At 67.1% G+C, this 17,072-nt stretch carries 15 protein-coding genes; all 15 read right to left on the bottom strand.

Features of this window, described 5'->3' with window-relative positions; all coding sequences use genetic code 11:
- Window positions 1-23: 23 nt before the first annotated feature.
- Window positions 24-890 carry a sugar phosphate isomerase/epimerase family protein gene (locus tag TSH64_RS04580; RefSeq protein ID WP_109095753.1) on the bottom strand — a complete coding sequence of 289 codons (867 nt, stop codon included), beginning with the start codon at window positions 888-890 and terminating at the stop codon, window positions 24-26.
- Window positions 890-2,050: a dihydrodipicolinate synthase family protein gene (locus tag TSH64_RS04575; protein ID WP_109095752.1), complete on the bottom strand. Its 1,161-nt coding sequence runs from the start codon at window positions 2,048-2,050 to the stop codon at window positions 890-892. The genes TSH64_RS04580 and TSH64_RS04575 overlap by 1 nt, the downstream gene beginning before the upstream one ends.
- An 87-nt stretch (window positions 2,051-2,137) precedes the next feature.
- Window positions 2,138-3,289 carry a Gfo/Idh/MocA family oxidoreductase gene (locus TSH64_RS04570; RefSeq protein WP_109095751.1) on the bottom strand — a complete coding sequence of 384 codons (1,152 nt, stop codon included), beginning with the start codon at window positions 3,287-3,289 and terminating at the stop codon, window positions 2,138-2,140.
- Window positions 3,286-4,662 (bottom strand): enolase C-terminal domain-like protein, encoded by a 1,377-nt coding sequence (locus tag TSH64_RS04565; RefSeq protein WP_109095750.1) that lies wholly within the window; start codon window positions 4,660-4,662, stop codon window positions 3,286-3,288. The genes TSH64_RS04570 and TSH64_RS04565 overlap by 4 nt, the downstream gene beginning before the upstream one ends.
- A 161-nt stretch (window positions 4,663-4,823) precedes the next feature.
- Window positions 4,824-5,648: an ABC transporter ATP-binding protein gene (locus TSH64_RS04560; protein WP_109095749.1), complete on the bottom strand. Its 825-nt coding sequence runs from the start codon at window positions 5,646-5,648 to the stop codon at window positions 4,824-4,826.
- A gap of 88 nt (window positions 5,649-5,736) precedes the next feature.
- Window positions 5,737-6,753: an ABC transporter substrate-binding protein gene (locus tag TSH64_RS04555; RefSeq protein ID WP_109095748.1), complete on the bottom strand. Its 1,017-nt coding sequence runs from the start codon at window positions 6,751-6,753 to the stop codon at window positions 5,737-5,739.
- 98 nt (window positions 6,754-6,851) lie between these two features.
- Complete coding sequence (locus tag TSH64_RS04550; protein WP_098736847.1) at window positions 6,852-7,661, bottom strand: ABC transporter permease; 810 nt, start codon at window positions 7,659-7,661, stop codon at window positions 6,852-6,854.
- 237 nt (window positions 7,662-7,898) lie between these two features.
- Window positions 7,899-8,699, bottom strand: coding sequence for an ABC transporter permease (locus tag TSH64_RS04545; RefSeq protein ID WP_109049671.1), 801 nt, complete (start codon window positions 8,697-8,699; stop codon window positions 7,899-7,901).
- The gene (locus TSH64_RS04540) at window positions 8,696-9,634 is read right to left on the bottom strand and encodes an ABC transporter permease (RefSeq protein WP_109095747.1); all 939 of its coding nucleotides are present in this window, start codon (window positions 9,632-9,634) and stop codon (window positions 8,696-8,698) included. The genes TSH64_RS04545 and TSH64_RS04540 overlap by 4 nt, the downstream gene beginning before the upstream one ends.
- On the bottom strand, window positions 9,631-10,683 hold the full coding sequence (locus TSH64_RS04535; RefSeq protein ID WP_109095746.1) for an ABC transporter ATP-binding protein: 1,053 nt from the start codon (window positions 10,681-10,683) through the stop codon (window positions 9,631-9,633). Before TSH64_RS04535 ends, TSH64_RS04540 begins: the two co-directional genes overlap by 4 nt.
- Before the next feature lie 196 nt (window positions 10,684-10,879).
- A complete protein-coding gene (locus tag TSH64_RS04530; RefSeq protein ID WP_109095745.1) occupies window positions 10,880-11,929 on the bottom strand; it encodes an ABC transporter substrate-binding protein in 1,050 nt (349 codons plus the stop codon).
- A gap of 271 nt (window positions 11,930-12,200) precedes the next feature.
- On the bottom strand, window positions 12,201-13,118 hold the full coding sequence (locus tag TSH64_RS04525; RefSeq protein WP_109452273.1) for a LysR substrate-binding domain-containing protein: 918 nt from the start codon (window positions 13,116-13,118) through the stop codon (window positions 12,201-12,203).
- A 231-nt stretch (window positions 13,119-13,349) separates the two neighbouring features.
- A complete protein-coding gene (locus tag TSH64_RS04515; RefSeq protein ID WP_109095744.1) occupies window positions 13,350-14,396 on the bottom strand; it encodes an ABC transporter substrate-binding protein in 1,047 nt (348 codons plus the stop codon).
- Window positions 14,397-14,463: 67 nt separating this feature from the next.
- Window positions 14,464-15,573 (bottom strand): ABC transporter ATP-binding protein, encoded by a 1,110-nt coding sequence (locus TSH64_RS04510; protein WP_109095743.1) that lies wholly within the window; start codon window positions 15,571-15,573, stop codon window positions 14,464-14,466.
- A gap of 362 nt (window positions 15,574-15,935) precedes the next feature.
- A complete protein-coding gene (locus TSH64_RS04505; protein ID WP_109095742.1) occupies window positions 15,936-17,042 on the bottom strand; it encodes a TRAP transporter substrate-binding protein in 1,107 nt (368 codons plus the stop codon).
- Window positions 17,043-17,072: the final 30 nt, after the last annotated feature.

Below are 17,072 nucleotides of genomic sequence, written 5' to 3'. Positions count from 1 at the left end.
GGTAGAAGCGTCCGCCAGCGATTTCAAACCGCGCTGCGGTGCCGCTCGATGCAGGTGTCCAGCACCTCGCCCATCGGCTTTTCCCACCAGGTGTTCTGCGAGAAGATCTCCACCTCCGAATAGCCGGCGAAGCCGCACTCCTCGACCCAGCCGCGGATGCGCGGGATGTCGATGACGCCGTCGCCCATCATGCCGCGGTCGAGCAGCAGGTCGCTGGTCGGCACCAGCCAGTCGCAGACATGGAAGGCCATCAGCCGTTCCTTGCCGGCTCGGCGGATCTGCGCCTCCAGATCCGGGTCCCACCAGACGTGATAGACGTCGACCGCCACCCCCAGCGCCCCGGATTTCTCCGGATCCAGCCGGTCGCAGAGGTCGAGCGCATGGGCCATCGTGTTCACGCAGGCGCGGTCGGCGGCATACATCGGGTGCAGCGGCTCGATGGCCAGCGGCATGCCGGCCTTGCGGGCATAGTCCAGCAGCTCGGCGATGCCGTCCTCCACCTGCGAGCGGGCGAGTGCGATGTCCTTGCTGGCCGGCGATCCGGGGCGGGAGAATTGTGGCAGCCCGCCGACCACCAGCACGAGGCAGGCGGCCCCCAGTGCTGCCGCCTCGTCCACCGCGCGGCGGTTGTCGTCGCGCACCTCCGCCGCCTTGGACGGGTCGGCCGGGAACATGCCGCCGCGGCAATAGCCGGACAGCGCCAGCTCGCCGCTGCGCACCGCCTGCACCGCGGCGTCGAGCCCGACCGCCGCCACCTGATCGCGCCAGGGCGCCACGCCGCGGATGCCGCGGCGGGCGCAGGCGTCGAGGATCTCGACGAGATTGCCCTGCTTGCGCACCGTGGCCGTGTTGATCGACAGCCAGCGATGGTCCGTGGAGAAATCCCGCATCACGAAATCCCCCGCACCGCCAGCACCGCCGCCATCCGCTGGGCGGCGCGGTCCGGATCGGACAGCAGCCCGGCCTTGTCGGCCAGCCGGAACAGCTCGGCCAGATGCAGGGTGGAGCGGGTGCTCTCCTGCCCGCCGACCATGGTGAAATGGTCCTGATGGCCGTTCAGATAGGCCATGAAGACGACGCCGGTCTTGTAGAAGCGGGTCGGCGCCTTGAAGATGTGGCGCGACAGCGGCACGGTCGGCGCCAGGATGTCGTGGAACCCCGCCTCGTCGCCGTCTGCCAGATGGGCCAGCGCCGCCGCGGCGGCCGGCGCGATGGCATCGAAGATGCCGAGCAGCGCGTCGGAATGCTGCTGCCCGTCGCCGGCGATCAGCTCGGCGTAATTGAAGTCGTCGCCGGTGTACATGCGAACGCCCTCCGGCAGGCGGCGGCGCATGACGATCTCCTTGTCCTTGTCGAGCAGCGAGATCTTGATGCCGTCCACCTTCGGTGCATAGTCGCCGATGATCGACAGCGCGGTGTCCATCGCCGCGTCGACGTCGGCCGTGCCCCAATAGCCGGCCAGCGCCGGGTCGAACATGTCGCCCAGCCAGTGCAGGATCACCGGCTGTTTCACCTGCGACAGGATGCGGCCATAGACGCGGACGTAATCCTCCGGCCCCTTGGCGACGCGGGCCAGCGCGCGCGACGCCATCAGGATGATGCGGCCGTCCAGCGCTTCGATGGCCTCGATCTGCTCCTCATAGGCGCGGATGACGTCGTCGACGCTGCGGGCGTTCTCCGGCGGCAGATGGTCGGTGCCGGCACCGCAGGCGATCACCCCGCCGCGCGCCTTGGCCGCCGACTGCGACCGCCGGATCAGCTCCAGCGAGGTCGGCCAGTCCAGCCCCATGCCGCGTTGCGCCGTGTCCATCGCCTCGGCGACGCCGAGCCCGAGGTCCCACAGATGCTCGCGGAAGGCGATGCTGCGCTCCCAGTCGATGGCCGGGGCCAGCCAGGGATCGCACTCGGCCAGCGGGTCGGCGACCATATGGGCGGCGGCGAAGGCGATGCGGGTCAGCGGCCGCTCGGTGCGGGCGGGAAAGCCGCGCGGCGGGGCCAGCGTGTAGCTTTCGATGCTGCGGTCGGCGCGGGGGAGGCGGATGGTCGGCATGGGCGGTATTCCTGGGATAAGTCGCAGCGGAGGGGCCGGGGGAGGGGTGGGGGAGGGGGCGGTCCGCACCCCTCCCCGGCGAACGCCTCAGCCCTCGATGGCCGGCACGTCGACCCAGCGGCGTTCGCGCCAGCTCTGCATGGCGCACTCCACCAGCTGGACGCCCTTGGCGCCCTCGATCAGGCCGTGATTGTAGGGGGTGTCCTCGACCACATGGCGGATGAAGGACTCCCACTGCACCTTGAAGCCGTTGTCGAACACGGCGTTGTCGGGCACCGGCTGCCAGGTGTCGTAGAAGTCGATGGTCTGCTTCTGGTCGGGGTTCCACACCGGGCGCGGCGTGCCCTGGCGTGGCTGGATCACGCAGTCGGTCAATCCGGCGACCGCCGAGCCGTTGGTGCCGTCGACATGGAAGGTCACCAGATCGTCGCGGTAGACGCGGGTGCACCAGGACGAGTTGATGGTGGCGATCACACCGCCCTCAAGCTCGAACATCGCATAGGCGGCGTCGTCGGCGGTCGCCTTGTAGGGCTTGCCCTTCTCGTCCCAGCGCTCCGGAATGTGGGTGGCGCCCAGGCAGGAGATGCTCTTCACCGTGCCGAACAGATTGTCGAGCACATAGCGCCAGTGGCAGATCATGTCGAGGATGATGCCGCCGCCATCCTCCTCGCGGTAGTTCCACGAGGGACGCTGCGCCGCCTGCCAGTCGCCCTCGAACACCCAGTAGCCGAACTCGCCGCGCACCGACAGCATGCGGCCGAAGAAGCCGCTGTCGCGCAGCATGCGCAGCTTCTCCAGGCCCGGCAGGAACAGCTTGTCCTGCACCGTGCCGTTCTTCACCCCGGCCTCGGCGGCCAGCCGGACGACGCGCAGCGCCTCGTCCAGGTTGGTGGCGATGGGCTTCTCGCAATAGACATGCTTGCCGGCGCGGATCGCCTTCTCCAGCAGCGTCGGGCGCATCTGGGTGGTGCCGGCGTCAAAGAAGATCACGTCGTCCGGGTTTTCCAGCGCTGCGTCGATGTTGTCGCTCCAGCGCTCGATGCCGTGGCGGCGGGCCAGCTCCTGCATCTTCTCGGCATTGCGGCCGACGATGATCGGGTCGGGCATGACGCGCGAGCCGTCCGACAGGGTGACGCCGCCCTGGGCGCGAATCGCCAGGATCGAGCGGATCAGGTGCTGGTTCATGCCCATCCGCCCGGTGACACCGTGCATGATGAGGCCAAGGCGCTTGGTGCTCATGGGAGGACTCCTTCGGAAAACGCTGATGTCGGGTTTGAAAGGGGGGAAAGCGTGGCCCGGTCGGGCCCCGCTGAAGAGGCGAAACCGGGACCGCGCAGCGGGACGGTCGGCAGCCGGCCGGAGCCGGTGGCGAGCCTGACGGTGCCGTCGGCGCGGCGGTCGTAGAAACCGGGATGGGCTTTGAGGAAGGCGTCGGCCTCGGCGGCGCTGCCGAAGCCCTCGCCATACTGGTGCCCGTTGCGCTCGGCATGCGGGATGCCGAGGAAGGCGACGAGCGCGGTGTCCTGCTGCACCGACAGCCCGGCCTGGCAGGTCAGATCCTCGGCGGAGATGAAGTGCGGCGGCCCCCACGCCGCGCAGCGGGCGCGGTTGAGCATCGCCTTGTAGAGGCCCTTGCAGGATTTCGACGACACGCCGCGATAGCCCATCGCGCGGGCGCGCGGGAAGGCGTCATAGCCGTCGTCGGACTCGTCGATGATCACCGGCACCCGCTCCGCCACCGCGCCCAGCGGCCGGGCGAGCGCCGCCTCCCGCGCGATCGGCTGCTCCAGATAGGCGAGCGCCTTGCGGAAGCCGGCCAGCGCCGGAGAGGCGTCGATGCGGTCAAGCAGCTCGGCGACATGGGCGGCGTCGCGATACTGCTCGTTGCCGTCCAGCGTGGCGCGGTAGCCGGGGGCGGCGCTTTCCAGCACGGCGGCCAGTTCCGCCAGCCGCTCGGCGTCGGCGGCGGCATCGCCGCCCAGCTTGATCTTGAACCAGCGCAGCGGCGTGCGCTCCAGCAGGGCGCGCAGGTCGTCAGCCTTGTCGACCAGCCCAACCGTGTGCCGCAGCTCGACCTCGTCGAGCGGGGACAGCCCACGCAGGAACCCGTCCAGATCGAAGCCGGCGAGGTCGGGTGCCAGCCGTGCATCCAGCCCGGCGACATTGCCGCCCAGCCCGTCGAAGGCATTCAGGTTCAGCACCCGCAACAGCCCGTCCAGCACCGCCTTGTCGATCTGCGCCGGCCCGAAGGCGGCGGCCAGCTTCGGCTCCAGCGCCGGGCGGTAGGCGGCGTGATGGCCGAAGGCGGTGTCGAGCCGGTCGTCGGACAGATAGGCGTCGCGTGCTTCGACCAGCGAGCGGCGCAGGCCGTCCACCGTCTGGGCCGGGCTGCGGTCCGGGCGCTTGTCGAACCATTTCGGCATCATCATCTCGGCCGTCGCCCCCCAGGCTTCCCCCTGCCCCTCGACCGCGACCAGGGCACGGACGAAGGATTGCGGGGCGGCCTCCACCGTCACCGCGCCGAAGCGGAACGGCTTCACGAAACGGACGGGCCGCTCGTACAGCTCGATGGCGCGGATCTGGAGACGGGGGGCGGCCGGGTGGGCGGACATGGCGAGTGTCTTTCGGTACGTCTTCGGCCGTCATCCCCGCGGATGCGGGACCCCAGCCTGCGTAGCGGGTCGGCTGCGAAGTTGTCTCGATCCCCGCTTGCGCGGGGATGACGCACAGTTTCTGCGGTGCCGGTTTGCGGTGCCGGCGGGGCGCCCGGTGCTTAGTCCAGATGCCCCTGCGCCGCGAAATGCTTGCGGATGGTCTGGGTCAGCTGGATGAACACCGGGTCGCCCATCACGTCCAGCGTCCGCGGGCGCGGCAGCGGGACCTCGTAGGTGGCGGCGATGGTGCCGGGACGCTCCGACATCACCATCACCCGGTCGGCCAGGAACACCGCCTCGGGGATGGAGTGGGTGATCAGGATCACCGTCTTGCCGGTCTCATGCTGGATGCGTTGCAGCTCGACATTCATCCGTTCCCGCGTCATGGCGTCGAGCGCGCCGAACGGCTCGTCCATCAGCAGGATCTTCGGGTCGTGCACCAGTGCCCGGCACAGGGCGGCGCGCTGCTGCATGCCGCCCGACAGCTGCCAGGGATATTTCTGCTCGAACCCCTTCAGCCCGGTCATCTCGACCAGCTTGTGGGCCCGCTCCAGATAGCGCTCCCGCGGCAGCCGGCGGATCTCCACCGGCAGCATGATGTTGCGCAGGACCGAGCGCCAGGCCAGCAGCGTCGGGCTCTGGAAGACGATGCCGGTGTCGTCGTGCGGCTCGGTGACCGTGTCGCCTTCGATTTTGATGGTCCCGCTGCTGACCGGCAGCAGGCCGGCCAGCATCTTCAGCAGGGTGGACTTGCCGCAGCCCGACGGACCGACGATCACCAGGAACTCGCCCGGCCGCACGTCGAAGGTGATGGGGCGGAGCGACGGCACCTCGCCGTCGCGGGTGCGGTAGGTCTTGGTCACGCCGTCGATGCGGATCAGCGGCTCGCCGGACAGGCGCTGCGTCGCCGCCTCGCCGACCAGTTTCAACTGAGGCTGTGCCATGCTCTCCTCGTCGCTCCCTGCGGTGGGCTGGGCAGTGGGCTGGGCAGTGGGCCGTGCGGTGGGCCGGTCGGTCACGTCTGGCTCGCGATCACTTGGCGGCGGCGTTCACCGCGGCGGCGGCCGGGTCGGGCGGCAGGAACTCGCGGGTGTAGAAGCGCTTCGGATTCTCCTTGGCCGCCGCGTCCAGCCCGCCATACTCGACCAGCAGATCGACCGTCTCCTTCATGTTGGCGTCGGTGACCTGGAAGGGCCGCAGCTTTTCCGTCTCCTTGGTGCGGTAGAGCGGGATGGTCAGCTCGAAGCCTTCCTGGAGCGTGTCTGGCTTGCCGCCCTTCGGGTTGGCCTTCAGGATCGCCGCGGCGGCATCCTTCGGCGCCTTCTCCGCCTCTTCCACCGCCTTGGTGGTGGCGGCCATGAAGCGGCGGACGAGGTCCGGGTTGCTCTTCAACATGTCGGTGTTGGCGATGATGCCGGACGAGACCATGTTGACGCCGTAATCGGCGAAGCGGATCGGCGTCACCGACTTGCCGGTGGCGTCCTTGATCTTCATGCTCTGGTCCATGACATAGCCCAGCAGCAGGTCGGCCTGTCCGTTGATGACGGCGTTCAGCTTGGTCTGCGCGTCGCCCGACACCACCTCGAAGTCACGCTCCTTCAGGCCGGTCTTCTTCAGGAACAGCGGCCAGATCTGGGACATGCTGTCGCCCGGCGTCATGGCGACGATGCGGTTCTTGATGTCTTCCGGCTTGCGGATGTTCTTCTCGGTGAAGCCCATCGCCGACATCGGGCTGGTCTGCAGCAGCACGCCCGGCGATGTCACCGGCGCGCCCTTCATGGCGGCCTTGATCATGGTCGGCACGTCGACATAGCCGAAGGTGACGCCCTTGCTGGCGACCAGCTGCGTCGTCACTGCCGAGCCGCGGCCTTCCTGGATTTCCAGGTCGATGCCCTCGGCCTCATAGAGCCCCTTGTCCTTGCCGTAGTAGAAGGGCGCGTGCTCGCCATAGACGTACCAGTTCAGCATCAGCGTCACCTTGTCGGCGGCCTGCGCCGGCAAGGTGGAGGCGGCGAAGGCGCAGAGCGCTGCGACGATGGTTTTCTTCATCACGACCGTTGGTCCTCCCATGGGTGGTGGATCGCCCCGTCGGCCTGCGTTGCGCGGCGTCGGGGTTCTTGTCGATGAACGGATGTTTCGAGGTGCCGTCAGGCGCCGAGATTGGCCTTGTGGCGCTGGCTGGAGTGCCAGGGAATGGAGAAGCGCTCGACCACGTCGATGACCCAGAACAGCACGACGCCCATCAGCGCCAGCACGGTCAGCGCCGCGAACATCAAGGGCAGCTCGAAATTGCCGATGGAGCGTTGCAGGACGAAGCCGATGCCGGAGTTGGAGCCGACGAATTCGCCGACCACCGCGCCCACCACGGCCAGCGTGATCGAGACCTTCAGCCCGGCGAAGATCGCCGGCAGCGCATGCGGCAGGCTGACCATCTGGAAGGTCTGGAGGCGCGACGCCTTCATCGAGCGGGCGAGGTCCATCATCTCGTTGTCGACCGACTTGAAGCCCTGCACTGCCGACACCACGACCGGGAAGAAGCCCAGCAGGAAGGCGGCGATCACCTTGGGCATCAGGCCGAAGCCGAACCACACCACGAACAGCGGTGCGATGGCGACCTTGGGGATCGACTGCGAGAAGACCAGCAGCGGGTAGACATAGGCTTCGACCACGCGCGATCCGGCGATCAGCATCGCGATGGGAATGCCGAACAGCACCGACAGCGCGAAGCCGCCGAGCGTGGCCGTGAAGGTCGGGACGGATTCGGCCAGCAGGCGCGGCCATTCGTCGATCATCGCCAGCACGACGTCGCCGGGCTTCGGCACGAGATAGGCCGGGACGCCGAACACCCGGACCGACAGATCCCACAGAACCAGCAGGATGACCATCAGCAGGATGGGGCGGACCCAGTCGGAATTGAGCAGGCGCAATGCTGCGCCCGAGCGAGAGCGGGGTTCCATGCGTCTCCTCCGGCCGGCGGGCTCGGGGCGACCAGTGTGGCGGTCGCTATGTTTTAACCGGCTGGTTAAAAGTACGTCCGCATGCCCCCTGCGGTCAACACAGAAAATGGCGCTGGCGAATCATTTGCGCTCTCAACCATCGGCGTGGCGGCTCCTGTGGCGCGGCCAAAAAAATACCCCGCACCGGGCAGGTGCGGGGCAGTTCAGGGAGGAAAGTTTGAGGAGGAGGTGCCGCCGTCAGTCGCGGCCCTTGCCGACCAGCAGCCGCTCCAGCCCATAGACGCGGTCGAGCACCAGCATGGCGGCCACTGTCAGGAAGATCAGCACCGCCGACACCGCCGCGACCAGCGGGTCGATGTTGTCCTGGATGTAGAGGAACAGGCGGACGGGCAGGGTGGTGGTCTCCGGCGAGGCGATGAAGACCGTCATCGTCACCTCGTCGAAGCTGTTGATGAAGGCCAGCACCCAGCCGCTGGCGACACCCGGCAGGATCAGCGGCAGCGTCACCCGGCGGAAGCAGGTCCAGGACGATGCGCCCAGCGAGGCGGCGGCATTCTCCACCGCCCGGTCCATGCCGGTGGACGCCGCCAGGATCAGCCGCAGCGCGAAGGGCAGGATGATGATGACATGACTCAGCACCAGCCCGGCGAAGGTGCCGCCCAGCCCGATCATGGTGAAGAAGCGCAGGAAGGCGATGCCGAGCACGATGTGCGGCACCATCAGCGGCGACAGGAACAGCGCCTGGATCGCCTCGCGCCCGAAGAACTGGTGGCGCGCGATGGCGAGTGCGGCCGGCACCGCCACCAGGATCGCCAGGGTCGACGACACCGCCCCCAGCAGCAGGCTGTCCTTGAAGGCGCGGATGAATTCCGGATTGTCGCCGATGGCGCGGAACCAGCGCAGCGACAGCCCCTCGGTCGGCAGCGACAGGTAGCCCTGCGAGGTGAAGGCCACCGCGCAGACGATCAGGATCGGCGCCAGCAGAAATCCCAGGAACAGGACATGGAAGATCAGTGCGATCGGGCCGTTGCGGTTCATTCGAACACCTGTTTGTAGCGACGTTCGACCAGCCGGTTGCAGCCGACGATGATGACGACGTTGGCGATCAGCAGCAGCACCGCCACCGTGGCGCCCAAGGGCCAGTTCAGCGTGTTCAGGAACTCGTCATAGGCGAGCGTCGCCGCCACCTTCAGCCGCCGCCCGCCGATGATCGCCGGGGTGGCGAAGGCGCTGGCCGCCAGCGCGAAGACGATGATCGAGCCCGACAGGATGCCCGGCACGATCTGCGGCAGCACCACCCGGCGCATCACCGTCAGCGGCCCGGCGCCCAGCGACAGCGCCGCATTCTCCACCTGCGGGTCGAGCCGCTGGAGCGAGGCCCAGACCGACAGCACCATGAAGGGCACCAGCACATGGGTCAGCGCGATGATGACGCCGGTCTCGGTGTACATGAACTCGATGGGCGTCGCGATCAGCCCCAGCCCCATCAGCCCCTGGTTGACCAGCCCGGTCGAGCCGAACAGCAGCGCCCAGCCCAGCGTGCGCGACACCACCGAGATCAGCAGCGGCCCCAGCACGATCAGCAGGCACAGGCCCCGCCAGGGCGACTTCATCCGGCGCAGGATGTAGGCCTCCGGCGCGCCGAACAGCGCGCACAGCAGCGTCACCACCGCGGCGATGCGGAAGGTGCGCAGGAACACCTCGTGGAAATAGCTGTCGGCGATGATGTCGGCATAGTTGCCGATCTGCCAGACATTCTCGATGCCGCCATAGAAGCTGAAGCTGTTCAGCGACAACAGGAAGGTCATGACCAGCGGCACCAGCAGCAGCACCGCGAACAGCGCCAGCCCCGGCGCGCTCAGCAGATAGGGCGTCCAGGGCCAGCGGCGCGGCCGGCGCGGCGGCGGTGCGTGGGTGGAGGGATTTGCGGCAGTCGCCTGCACTTGGCTTTCGGTGGATGCCGCCATGCTCATGCCGCCTCCCGGTCTGCAGGCATCACCGCCATGTCGTCCGCCCGCCAGCCGACCATCACCCGCTCGCGCTCCGCCGGCAGGGGAGAGCCGTCATGCTGGCGGATCACCATCAGCCGGCCGGCGGCGGTCTCGATCTCGAACAGCCATTGCGTGCCCTGGAAGACACGGGCCAGCACGGTGCCGCTGAGGCCGCCGGCATCGACGAAGCCGATCTTTTCCGGCCGCACGGCCAGCGCCCCCGGACCCGCCGCCATCGGCTGCGCCACCGGCCAGACGCTGTCGGCCACCGTGATGACGGTCCCGCCCGCCCCGCCGCCGACCATGCCCGGCAGCAGGTTGGTGCGGCCGAGGAAATTGGCGACGAAGGCGTTGGCCGGGTGGTCGTAGGCCTCCTGCGGGGTGGCGACCTGCTGGATGCGGCCCTTGTTCATCACCACCACGCGGTCGGACAGCGCCATCGCCTCCGACTGGTCGTGGGTGACGAGGATCATGGTGGTGCCGACGGTGCGCTGGATGCGGCGCAGCTCGATCTGCATCTCCTCGCGCATCTTGGCGTCCAGGTTCGACAGCGGCTCGTCTAGCAGCAGCAGGCTCGGCTTGATCACCAGCGCGCGGGCCAGGGCCACGCGCTGCTGCTGGCCGCCCGACATCCGGCGCGGGTGGCGGTCGCCATACTGCTCCAGCCCGACCAGCTTCAGCGCGTCGGCGACCATGCGGTCGCGGTCGGCGCGAGCGATCCTGCGCATCTCCAGCCCGAAGGCGACGTTCTCCGCGGCGGTCATGTGCGGGAACAGGGCATAGCTCTGGAAGACGATGCCGAGCCCGCGCTCGTTCGGCTTCTTCGCCAGCAGATCCTGGCCGTCCAGCATCACCCGGCCACCGTCGGCGTCGAGGAAGCCGGCGATCATCTGCAAGGTGGTGGTCTTGCCGCAGCCCGACGGTCCCAGCAGCGAAATCAGTTCGCCCTTCTCCACGGTCAGCGAGACGTTGTCGACCGCCGTCCAGTTTCCGAAGCGCTTGGTCAGTTGGTCGAGAACCAGATAAGCCATGCCGTCGTCTCCCTTTCCCTTCGCCCGTTGCAGCAATCGCCGATGGCGATCATCCCCCTCTCCCCCCCGGGGAGAGGGTCGGGGTGAGGGGGGTGCACCGCGTGGATTCTCAAGAATCCTTACCTTGCGACCCCCTCACCCTAACCCTCTCCCCAGGGGGGAGAGGGAATTAGCTCAGCCCCGGGGCAACCTCACATCAGCGCTCGATCTCGCGGGTCCAGCGCTTGTTCCAGACCTCGCGGTTCTTGTTGATGGTGTCCCAATCCACCACCAGCAGCTTGCCGACCTGCTCCGGACCGTAGGGGATGCCGGCCTGCTTCTCGGCGGGCAGCTCGACCGTCTTGTTCACCGGGCCGAAGCCGGCGCTGACGGCGAGCGCGGTCTGCGCCTCGACGCCCAGCATGTGCTGGATGAACTTCTGCGCTTCGGGCGCATTCTTGCTGCCGGCGATCTGGCAGGCGGCGGAGCCCAGCACGATGCCGCCTTCTTTGGGATAGACGAAGGTGGCGGGGAAGCCGGTGTCGGCCAGCGCCTTGGCGCGGCCCGAGCCCCAGACGGCGATGACGGCCTGGTTGCTCTGGAACAGCTCGGTCATCTTGCCCGGCGACGGCTCGTAGGCCAGCACGTTCGGGTTGATCTTGTCCTTGAACTCCTTGAATCCCGGCTCGATGTTGGTCTCGCCGCCGCCGTTCAGGCGGGCCATCATCACCAGCGCGTGCAGGCCGTAGCTGTTGTTGATCGGCGGGATCGCCAGCTTCTTCTTGAAGCGCGGATCCTCGATGTCCTTCCACGAGGTCGGGGCCGGGATCTTGTTCTCGTCGAAATAGGCCTTGTTGTAGAGGATGCCGGTGCCGACCGCGCCGAAATTGACCGCCTTGCCCGACGGCATCTTCGCCAGATCGTAGAGCTGGTCGTAGACCGGCGCCTTCTCCAGGTCGGCGCAGAAGTTCAGCGCCACCGCTTGGTACATCGGGCCGTCGTCGAGGATGACGACGTCGATCTGCTGGTTGCCCTTCTGGGCCTGCAGCTTGGCGAGGTTGTCGGTGGAGTTGCCGGCGACATACTCGATCTTCACCCCGTTCGCCTTCTCGAAGGCCGGGATGATGTCCTTGCGCATGGTCTGCTCGAACGACCCGCCATAGGCGGCGACATAGAGCGTCTTTTCCTGGGCCTGGGCCGTCTGCACCGCGGCCATGCCGCACCACAGGGCCGCCGTCGCCATCAACCCGCACATCACCGAGCGCATCGTCATTCTCCTCTAGAGCCTGTGTCCCTGTTTACGATCCCGGATTCATCGGAGCCCGATCTGCGGACCGCATGTCGATTGCGCTCCGGAGCACCGCTTTTACCGCATTTGACCTTGCCGGCCGTCTGCTGCGGGCTGTTCTTCTTGAGGCTTCGCGCCCGGGACATGGATCAAGGGTGATGGTGCGGTCACATAACCGTCAAATCGAATTCCCGCCATCATTCATCCGGTAATGTTATAATTCCGTGCTGCGAACGAGTTGAGGGGGCTTTCAGGCGCCGCCAATCCCGAGAAAATTGTCGCGGAAGCGGATCGCCTCCTCCATGAAGCCGGCCAGGAAGTCCTCGGCGATCATCGACAGCGGCACCTGGGCGGAGCGCAGGATGGCGATGTCGAAGCCGATGCGCGGTTCGAACGGCCGGACGACCAGCCCGTGCGGGACATAATCCTGGGCGGTGAAGGGGTCGACGATGGACATGCCGTACCCGGCCGCCACCATGGCGCAGGCGTTCATCGTCAGCTGGGTTTCCACCCGCATCAGCCGCGACACGTCGTGATCGGCGAAGATGGTGTCGATGCGGGAGCGCAGCAGGGCCGGCGGGGTGGTGGAGATGAAGCTCTCCCCCTCGAAATCCTTCGGTGCCAGCACGTCCCTGGCGGCCAGCGGATGGCCGGGCGGCAGGATGGCGACGGCGGGAATCCCGTGGATTTTCTCGGTCAGCACCGCCGCATGGTCGATGGGGGTGTGGGCGAAGCCCAACTCGCACTGGCCGGTCGCCACCCAGTCCAGGATGATCGGCGAGGTGCTGCCGCGCAGCGCGATGTCCACCCGCGGCCGGTCGCTGAGGAAGCGCGCGACATAGCGCGGCAGGAACCCCACCCCCAGCGCCGGCATCGCCGCCACCCGCAGCGCCCCGCTGCGCCTTGCGGTCAGGTCGCGCGCCGTCTGCTCGATCAGTTCCAGCCCGACGAAGGCGCGGTCGACCACCTGATAGAGCGAGATCGCCTCGCTGGTCGGCGCGATGCGCGGTCCGCGCCGCTCGAACAGGGTCAGCTTCAGCGCATATTGCAGGTCGCCGATCAGCCGGCTGACCGCCGGCTGCGAGATGTTCAGCAACTCCGCCGCCGCGGTGATGCCGCCGGTCAGCATGACGGCGCGGAAGGCCTCGATCTGGCGCGGATTGATCATGGTGCCCGCCCCATAGCCCAAATCGGGCTTAGTCCCCTCTCCCCCCCGGGGAGAGGGTTAGGGTGAGGGGGATGCATGGCGTGGCTATCCCGAGAATCCTCGCTGTGTCTCCCCCTCACCCCGACCCTCTCCCCGCTTTCGGCGGACCAAAGGTCCGCCTGTCGCGTCAGCGCAAACGAAGTTTGCGCGTGAGCGGGGGAGAGGGGGTATGAGGTGGCCCTCAGATAAAGCTTACTTGGCCGCCCACTTGTTGAAGCGCTCGGTCAGGCGGTCGATGTTCTCCAGCCAGAAGTCGGTGTTGATCTCCACCGCGCTCTTCATGTTGTCCGGCGCGGTCGGCAGGTCGGCCAGGACCGCCTTGGACAGCAGCGCCGGGGCCTTCTTGTTCGAGGTGCCGTAGGCGATGCCTTCGGACAGCTTGGCCTGGTTCTCCGGCTTGCCGACGAAGCTCAGGAACTTGTAGGCGGCATCGACGTTCGGGCTGCCCTTCAGGATGACCCAGCTGTCGACGGTGTAGAGCGCACCGTTCCACACCATGCCGAAGTTCTTGCTTTCCTTCTTGTTGGCGGCGTCGATGCGGCCGTTGTAGACCGAGGTCATCGCCACTTCGCCAGACGCCAGCAGCTGCGGCGGCTGGGCGCCGGCCTTCCACCAGACGATGTCGTTCTTGATGGTGTCGAGCTTCTTGAAGGCGCGGTCGATGCCGGCCTCGGTGCCGAGCACCTTGTAGACGTCGGCCGGCGCCACGCCGTCGGCCATCAGCGCGATCTCAAGCGTGGTCTTGGCGCCCTGGCGCAGGCCGCGCTTGCCCGGATACTTCTTGGTGTCGAAGAAATCGGCCCAGCTCTTCGGCGCGTCCTTCAGCTTGTCCTTGTCGTAGCCCAGGACGAAGTCATAGACGATGGCGCCGACGCCGCAGGCGTTGACGGTCGACGGCAGATAGGAATCCTCGCCGCCGATCTTGGAGAAGTTCATCTTCTCGTACAGGCCCTCGTCGCAGCCGAGCGCCAGCTCCTCGCTCTCGACCTGCACCACGTCCCAGGTCGAGGCGCCGCCCTGGACCTTGGCGCGCAGGACGCCGACGCCGCCGTCCCAGGACTCGTCGTTCATCGCCGTGCCGGTGGCCTTGAACGGCTCGAAATACACCTTCTTCTGGACGTCCTGATAGGCGCCGCCCCACGACACGACGGTGAGGTCGCGGGCGCTGGCCGCCGATGACAGGGCCGTGAGGGCGGTGAAGGTCGCAGCGAAACCGAGAGCCACCTTAATCTTCGACATGATCCCCGTCCTTATTCGTCGTGGTTGTTGTTGCTGGAAGGCACCCTGGTGCTGAGGAACCACGTCCTCAGACCGGATCGAGCGCCCGGCAGTCCTCCGGGCGGAAAGCGATGTAGACGTCCTGGCCCGGCGCCAGGCCGGCATAGGAGCCGGCCGGCAGCTTGACCATGAATTCCGGGTTGGCCGGGGTGCTCAGCACCGCCAGCGTGTGGTCGCCGAGATAGATCAGGTCGGTCAGCGTCGCCGGCAGACGGTTCATCGTGCTGTCGCCGCTGTCGCCGGTCTCGATCGCCACGCGTTCCGGGCGGAGCGACAGCGAGGTGCGGTTGCCGGCGCCGCCGATGTTCACCGCCTGCGCCACCACCGAACCGCCGGCATCCAGCGCGACCCGCGCCCAGCCCTGTTCGATATTTTCGACAACCCCGCTCAGAACATTGTTCTCGCCGATGAAGTTGGCGACGAAGCTGTTCACCGGCCGCTCGTACAGCGCATCCGGCCGGTCGATCTGCTGGACGATGCCGTCGTTGAAGACCGCGATGCGGTCGGACATCGTCAGCGCCTCGCCCTGGTCGTGGGTGACGTAGACGACGGTCAGGCCCATCGTCTCGTGCAGGCGCTTGATCTCCAGCTGCATATGCTCGCGCAGGCGCTTGTCCAAGGCACCCAGCGGCTCGTCCATCAGCACAAGCGCCGGGTTGAAGACCAGGGCGCGGGCGAGCGCCACGCGCTGCTGCTGGCCGCCCGACAGCTGGCCGGGACGGCGGCCGGCGAGGTTGCCGAGCTTGATCATGTCGAGCGCGGCCCGAACCCGGTCCTTGGTTTCCGCCTTGGAAATGCCGCGGACCGACAGCGGAAAGGCGACGTTTTCCTCGATGGTCAGGTGGGGAAACAGGGCGTAGTTCTGGAAGACCATGCCGATGTCGCGCTTGTGCGGCGGCACGTTCTTGATCGGCCGGTCGCCGATGAAGATGTCGCCATGGGTCGGCACCTCGAACCCGGCCAGCATCATCAGCGTGGTGGTCTTGCCCGACCCCGACGGCCCGAGCAGCGTCAGGAACTCGCCCTTGCGGATGTCGAGATCGAGGCTTTTCACCACGAGATGCTCGCCATCGTAGGTCTTCTGCACCCCGGTGAAGCGCACCAGGGTATCTGTCGTCGCGATCATCCCGCCGTCCATCCGTCCGCTCCCGTCACAGGCGACCTGCGGCCGGGTACGCCACCCCGGCCCGGTCCGTCTTTGTGGCCCTGACGGTAACACGCGTTTAAGAAAATAGACAAGAGGAATGACTATGTCTTGATCAATTCAACAGTTTGCCGATTTTTTGTGCAAATGCGAAGGCGATGCCCACGCTTAGACCGGCAGTGTGCTCCATCCGCGTGCGATTGAGAAGACCGATGATCGAGATAGCGGACATACGGCGGCGTGAAAATCAGTGTTTGCCATGAAGGCAGGGGCGAATCGCCGCAGGCGACCCGCCCCTGCCTTCATATCGTTGCCCGAAGGTACCGACCGGTGGCCGGCGCCTTCGGGCAATGCGGTCAGCGCTGCTGCGCCGCCTGGCTGTAGACGAAGCTGTCGAAGCCGTTCTCGGCGACGCGGAACCACAGGCGCTCCTGCTCCAGGAACGGCTTCCAGCCGTCATAGACCTTCTTGAAGCGGGGATTGCTGGCGGCCAGCTTGTCGTAGAATTCGAACGCCGCCTTCTCGCAGGCCTGCATCATGTCGCGCGGGAAGGGACGCAGGATGGCGCCGGCACCGACCAGACGCTTCAGCGCCGCGGCGTTCAGCGTGTCATACTTGGCGATCATCCAGCTGTTCGCCTCCCAGCAGGCCTGCTCCAGGATGGTCTGGTAGGATTTCGGCAGCTGTTCCCAGGCCTGCATGTTGAACATCAGCGGGATCTGGGCCGAGCCTTCCCACCAGCCGGGGTAGTAGTAGTATTTGGCGACCTTGTGGAAGCCGAGCTTCTCGTCGTCATAGGGACCGACGAACTCCGCCGCGTCGATGGTGCCGCGTTCCAGCGCCGGATAGATGTCGCCGCCGCCGAGTTGCTGGGGCACGAGGCCGAAGGGCGTCAGGATCTGGCCGACCAGACCGCCGATGCGCATCTTCAGGCCCTTCAGGTCGTCCAGGCTCTTGATCTCCTTGCGGAACCAGCCGCCCATCTGGGCGCCGGTGTTGCCGGCGGGGATGTGGTGGATGTTGTAATCCTTGAACACCTCCCGCATCAGCTCCAGCCCGCCGCCATGCATCATCCAGGCGATGTGCTGGCGGGTGTTCAGGCCGAAGGGCATGGCGGTGTCGAAGCAGAAGGTCGGATCCTTGCCGACATAGAAATAGGCCGCCGACTGGCCGCACTCGACCGTGCCGTTCTGCACGGCGTCCAGCACCTGCAACGCCGGCACGATCTCACCGGCCGCGAAGGTGCGGATCTGGAACTTGCCGTCGGTGGCGTCGGACACCCGCTTGGCGATGAATTCGGCCGCGCCATAGATGGTGTCGAGGCTCTTGGGATAGCTCGACGCCATGCGCCACTTGATTTCGGGCTGGGAGGATTGCGCGATGGCCGGAGCCGCGACAGTCCCGGCGGTCCCGGCGGCGGCAAGGCCGACGCCGGCGCTGGTGAGAAACGCACGCCGTTTCATGATGAGGACTCTTCCCGATCTTATGGTTCG

Source organism: Azospirillum sp. TSH64, assembly GCF_003116035.1.
Classification (GTDB): Bacteria; Pseudomonadota; Alphaproteobacteria; order Azospirillales; family Azospirillaceae; genus Azospirillum.
This window is presented reverse-complemented; position numbering and strand designations above follow the sequence as displayed.

Excerpts from the sequence above, each read along its gene's own strand:
- TSH64_RS04575 (WP_109095752.1), bottom strand. The coding sequence starts at position 2,050 with ATGCCGACCATCCGCCTCCCCCGCGCCGACCGCAGCATCGAAAGCTAC.
- TSH64_RS04565 (WP_109095750.1), bottom strand. The coding sequence starts at position 4,662 with ATGTCCGCCCACCCGGCCGCCCCCCGTCTCCAGATCCGCGCCATCGAG.
- TSH64_RS04540 (WP_109095747.1), bottom strand. The coding sequence starts at position 9,634 with ATGAGCATGGCGGCATCCACCGAAAGCCAAGTGCAGGCGACTGCCGCA.
- TSH64_RS04555 (WP_109095748.1), bottom strand. The coding sequence starts at position 6,753 with ATGAAGAAAACCATCGTCGCAGCGCTCTGCGCCTTCGCCGCCTCCACC.
- TSH64_RS04510 (WP_109095743.1), bottom strand. The coding sequence starts at position 15,573 with ATGGACGGCGGGATGATCGCGACGACAGATACCCTGGTGCGCTTCACC.
- TSH64_RS04550 (WP_098736847.1), bottom strand. The coding sequence starts at position 7,661 with ATGGAACCCCGCTCTCGCTCGGGCGCAGCATTGCGCCTGCTCAATTCC.
- TSH64_RS04525 (WP_109452273.1), bottom strand. The coding sequence starts at position 13,118 with ATGATCAATCCGCGCCAGATCGAGGCCTTCCGCGCCGTCATGCTGACC.
- TSH64_RS04570 (WP_109095751.1), bottom strand. The coding sequence starts at position 3,289 with ATGAGCACCAAGCGCCTTGGCCTCATCATGCACGGTGTCACCGGGCGG.
- TSH64_RS04545 (WP_109049671.1), bottom strand. The coding sequence starts at position 8,699 with ATGAACCGCAACGGCCCGATCGCACTGATCTTCCATGTCCTGTTCCTG.
- TSH64_RS04580 (WP_109095753.1), bottom strand. The coding sequence starts at position 890 with ATGCGGGATTTCTCCACGGACCATCGCTGGCTGTCGATCAACACGGCC.
- TSH64_RS04535 (WP_109095746.1), bottom strand. The coding sequence starts at position 10,683 with ATGGCTTATCTGGTTCTCGACCAACTGACCAAGCGCTTCGGAAACTGG.
- TSH64_RS04530 (WP_109095745.1), bottom strand. The coding sequence starts at position 11,929 with ATGCGCTCGGTGATGTGCGGGTTGATGGCGACGGCGGCCCTGTGGTGC.
- TSH64_RS04515 (WP_109095744.1), bottom strand. The coding sequence starts at position 14,396 with ATGTCGAAGATTAAGGTGGCTCTCGGTTTCGCTGCGACCTTCACCGCC.
- TSH64_RS04560 (WP_109095749.1), bottom strand. The coding sequence starts at position 5,648 with ATGGCACAGCCTCAGTTGAAACTGGTCGGCGAGGCGGCGACGCAGCGC.
- TSH64_RS04505 (WP_109095742.1), bottom strand. The coding sequence starts at position 17,042 with ATGAAACGGCGTGCGTTTCTCACCAGCGCCGGCGTCGGCCTTGCCGCC.